Origin of the sequence: Paenarthrobacter sp. CM16 (genome assembly GCF_013179505.1) — a bacterium.
In the GTDB taxonomy this organism is placed as follows: domain Bacteria; phylum Actinomycetota; class Actinomycetes; order Actinomycetales; family Micrococcaceae; genus Arthrobacter.
Genome location: NZ_JABMCX010000350.1, coordinates 1 through 4,235, shown reverse-complemented (window position 1 = coordinate 4,235; position 4,235 = coordinate 1). Strand labels below are relative to the sequence as shown.

At 62.7% G+C, this 4,235-nt stretch carries 4 protein-coding genes; 1 reads left to right on the top strand and 3 read right to left on the bottom strand.

Annotation, left to right across the window (positions count from 1 at the left end; genetic code table 11):
• The 3 genes from HP499_RS21400 to HP499_RS21390 all read right to left on the bottom strand — a co-directional run.
• The coding region (locus HP499_RS21400; protein WP_172326126.1) for an Rrf2 family transcriptional regulator at window positions 1-295 on the bottom strand (295 nt) is incomplete at its 3' end.
• A gap of 40 nt (window positions 296-335) precedes the next feature.
• The gene (locus HP499_RS21395; protein ID WP_172326125.1) at window positions 336-791 is read right to left on the bottom strand and encodes a hypothetical protein; all 456 of its coding nucleotides are present in this window, start codon (window positions 789-791) and stop codon (window positions 336-338) included.
• 8 nt (window positions 792-799) lie between these two features.
• Window positions 800-2,218 (bottom strand): phosphomannomutase/phosphoglucomutase, encoded by a 1,419-nt coding sequence (locus tag HP499_RS21390; protein ID WP_172326124.1) that lies wholly within the window; start codon window positions 2,216-2,218, stop codon window positions 800-802.
• A 125-nt stretch (window positions 2,219-2,343) separates the two neighbouring features.
• On the opposite strand from HP499_RS21390, the gene HP499_RS21385 reads away from it, so the two are divergent.
• Window positions 2,344-4,235 (top strand): ATP-dependent DNA helicase RecQ (locus tag HP499_RS21385; protein ID WP_172326123.1); only part of this gene is annotated, 1,892 nt, incomplete at its 3' end.

Below are 4,235 nucleotides of genomic sequence, written 5' to 3'. Positions count from 1 at the left end.
AATTTTTGGTGGGGGACTGGCACTCAGCCGGGTCTTGTCGGCTGTCCAAATGCCGCAGGACCTCGCCAACTGTCGCCTTCCGCCCCGATTCATTGAGCCTTGAACCGCCCAACCGACCCCGTTCAACGTCAATGTAGCCCAGTGCGCGCAAGCGGACCATCGCCTTGCTGACATGGTTGTACGGTGTTCCCACGGCGTCCGCCACCGCTTGGGTGGTCAGGAGTACGCCTTCGGGAGCCGCGGCCAACACCATGATGGCGCGGAGGCTGACATCTGCAAACGCGTTGATTTTCATGGCATCAGCTCACGGGTAGGGTCCGGAAAACGGTCAGGGTCTAGTCCACCCAAATGGATGGTTCATGCGTGTCAGGTTCCATTGCACCGTAGGCAAAGCCGTCGGTGGTAGGGGTGTACGGAATGATGGCGGCCAGGACCTCACCGCTCCGATGCTCGGCTGCGCCGTGAATGCCATCGGAGCCGTGGTCGGGCAGGCTGACGTCACTGACCACTGCAACGGCCCGGAAATCATCGCGGCCCTGGCGCAGCAGGTCATGGACATCGGCCAGCATCTGCCCGGCATCAACGTCGCCGTTTTCGTCCGGTTCCCCCGGAGCGATCATCACAATCCGCAGCTCGCCATCGTTGGACAACGTGATGCCGAAGGGGAAGAATCCACCGTTCTGCTGGAGGTGCTCCTGGGCAGTTCCCAAAGCTGTGCCCAAGGTTTCACGGAGTTCGCGATCCTGGTCTGATTCCTCCGGGACGCTTTCTGCGTTGGGTTGCTCGTTCATTCGTGGCCCTATGCCCGGACCAGTGCGAGGACGCGGTCGCGGATCTTTTCCATGGTGGGCTGATCCTTGGCCTCTGCGTTCAGGCGAAGGAAGGGCTCGGTGTTGGAGGGGCGCAGGTTGAACCACCAGCTGCCGTCCTTGGCCGTGAAGGTGCTGCCGTCCATGTGGTCGATCTCGATGTCTTCGGTTTCGAAGTCGATGCGAACACGTTCCACGGCGCCAGCTTTGTCCTCGATCTCGGAATTGATTTCACCGGAAGAGACGTAGGGCTCGTACTGGCGGCCAAGTTCGGAGAGCGGTCCGTCCTGCTCGCCCAGGGCGGCCAGGACGTGCATGGCAGCGAGCATGCCGGTGTCCGCATTCCAGAAATCCCGGAAGTAGAAGTGTGCCGAGTGCTCCCCGCCAAACACTGCGCCTTCCGCGGCCATGACGGCTTTGATGAAGGAGTGCCCCACCCGGGTCCGTACCGCACGGCCGCCGTCCTTGGCGACGAGCTCGGGTACGGCCTTGGACGTGAGGAGGTTGTGGATGATCACAGGGGTTTCTTCCCCTGCAGCCTGGGCACGGGCGATTTCGCGGCGGGCCACCATGCCGGTGATCGCGGAGGGAGATACGGGCTCGCCCTTCTCATCAATCACGAAACAGCGGTCAGCGTCGCCGTCGAACGCCAGGCCGATGTCCGCGCCGTGCTTGACGACGGCGGCCTGCAGATCTCGCAGGTTTTCCGGTTCCAAGGGGTTGGCCGGGTGATTGGGGAACGAGCCGTCCAGTTCAAAGTAGAGCGGGACGATCTCGAACGGCAAGGCTGGAAGCAGTTTGTCGCCAAGTACTGCCGGCGTGGTCAACCCGGCCATGCCGTTGCCGGCATCCACTACCATCTTCAGCGGACGGGAACCGGAAAGGTCCACCAGTTCGCGCAGGTATTCCGAGTAGTCCTTCAACACATCACGCACGCCGATCTCGCCGCGGGTTGCCGCTGCAGGGATGGTGCCCGAATTCAGGTACTGCTCGGCCAGGGCCTGGATTTCCTTCAAGCCGGACTCGGAGGAGATGGGCTGGGCGCCGGCCTTGGCCATTTTGATGCCGTTGTATTCGGCAGGATTGTGGCTGGCGGTGAACGTGGCACCGGCGGCGTTCAACGCACCGCACGCGTAGTACAGCTCATCGGTGGAAATCAGGTCCAGCAAAAGGACATCAGCTCCACGCGTGGCAGCACCGTTGGCGAAAGCCTGGCTGAACTCAGGCGAGGACGGACGCATGTCCCCGCCGACCAGGACGGTTTCGCCTTCGAGGCCCAGGACGTCAATGAAGGCAGCCCCTACGGCCTCGACGATTTCAGCCGTAATGGATTCACCCACGATCCCACGGACGTCGTATGCCTTGAAGGATGCCGAGAGGTCGAATGTCTTGTTCTGCTCGCTAGTCACGCGCTCAATCCTACTGTGGCAACGCAAACGGGCAGGAATGCCGGCCCCTGCCTTGTGGATAATGGTTGTCCACATAACGGGGTCTGCACGTTATGGCGCTCAGGGTCGGCTGGAATACTGGGGTGATGGCCAACAACTCCCAGAACGCTGCAGTTTCCGTGCAATCACCCACCCAACAGCAGGCACTGGCTTGCCTGAGGGAGTTGGTGGGGCACCCCGAAGCCCAGTTTCACGACGGCCAATATGAGGCCATCGAAGCGTTGGTTGATGCCGGGCGCAGGGCATTGGTGGTCCAGCGCACCGGTTGGGGAAAGTCTGCTGTCTACTTCGTTGCATCCTTGTTGCTGCGACGGCGTGGAGCGGGCCCTACTTTGATAGTTTCGCCTTTGCTGGCGCTCATGCGTGACCAAGTTGCAGCCGCCGCCCGGGCAGGAGTGCGGGCTGTTGCCATCAACTCCGCAAACGCCCTGGAATGGGATACCGTGCTGGCCCGGTTGGCCGCTGACGAGGTGGACGTCCTGCTGGTCTCTCCCGAACGGCTGACCAACCCTTCCTTCAGGGAGAACCAGCTTCCGGAACTCATCCGGCGTACGGGCCTGCTGGTCATCGATGAAGCGCACTGTATTTCCGACTGGGGGCATGACTTCCGTCCTGACTATCGCCGCATTGCGGACCTCATTGCACAGCTGCCGCCGTCCGTTCCTGTCCTGGCAACCACCGCTACCGCCAACTCCAGGGTGGTCCACGACATCGAAGAGCAGCTCGGCGAAGGCGTTCTGACCATCCGAGGCGCCTTGGGCCGCGAATCGCTGCGCCTTGGAGTGCTGACATTGCCCGATTCCCGGGACCGGCTTGGCTGGTTGCTGACCCACCTTGCAGATATGCCCGGGAGCGGCATCATCTACACACTCACTGTCTCGGCCGCCGAGGATACGGCCAGACTCCTTGCCGAAGCCGGGCACAATGTTCTCTCGTATACAGGTCGGACAGACCCCGCAGACAGGGAGCGTGCGGAACAGCTCCTCAAAGACAACCAGGTGAAGGCCCTCGTGGCCACGTCAGCACTGGGAATGGGCTTCGACAAACCGGACCTGGGCTTCGTCATCCACCTTGGCGCTCCGTCGTCGCCAGTTGCCTACTACCAGCAGGTTGGCCGTGCAGGACGTGGTGCGGCCAACGCAGATGTCCTGCTGCTTCCCGGCTCCGAGGACCGCGAAATCTGGCAGTACTTCGCCACTGCATCCATGCCTTCGGCCGAGAAGGCCAACGCCGTACTGGCAGTCCTCGGCGACGCCGGCTCGGCCTTGTCCACGGTGGCCCTGGAAGCAAGGGTGGACCTTCGCCGCACTCCGTTGGAACTCCTCCTCAAGGTCCTGGCGGTAGATGGAGCGGTGGAACGGGTTGGCGGAGGATGGCGTTCCACGGGGTTGCCGTGGAACTACGACGCCGAGCGCTACGCCCGTATCGCCGAAGCCCGGGTGGACGAGCAGGACTCCATGGTGATCTACCAGGACACCGCCGGATGCCGCATGGAATACATCACCTCGGTGCTGGACGACGAAACGGCTGCTGCTTGTGGGCGCTGCGATAACTGCGCCGGCCGATGGTTCCCGGTGGACGTGGCAGCCTCGGCAGCCGACGCTGCGGGGCAAACCCTGCGCCGAGCCGGAATAGCGGTGGAACCCCGCCTTCAATGGCCCAGTGGAATGGACCGGCTGGGAGTATCCGTCAAGGGAAAGATCAAACCGGATGAGAGCGTCTCAGAGGGACGGATTCTTGCCAGGCTGACCGACCTCGGCTGGGGCGGGTCATTGCGGGAGTTGTTCGCTGCCGGGGCTCCGGACCGTACGGTGGACCCCGCCATGCTGCAGGCATGTGTTCAGGTGCTCCGGGAATGGTCAGGTGCTGAGGGCGGGACCCCCTGGAGCGGTGTCGGCCGTCCGGCGGCCGTAGTCAGCATTCCTTCACGGAGCAAGCCGCAACTGGTTGAATCCTTGGCTCAGGGAATTGCCGGCAT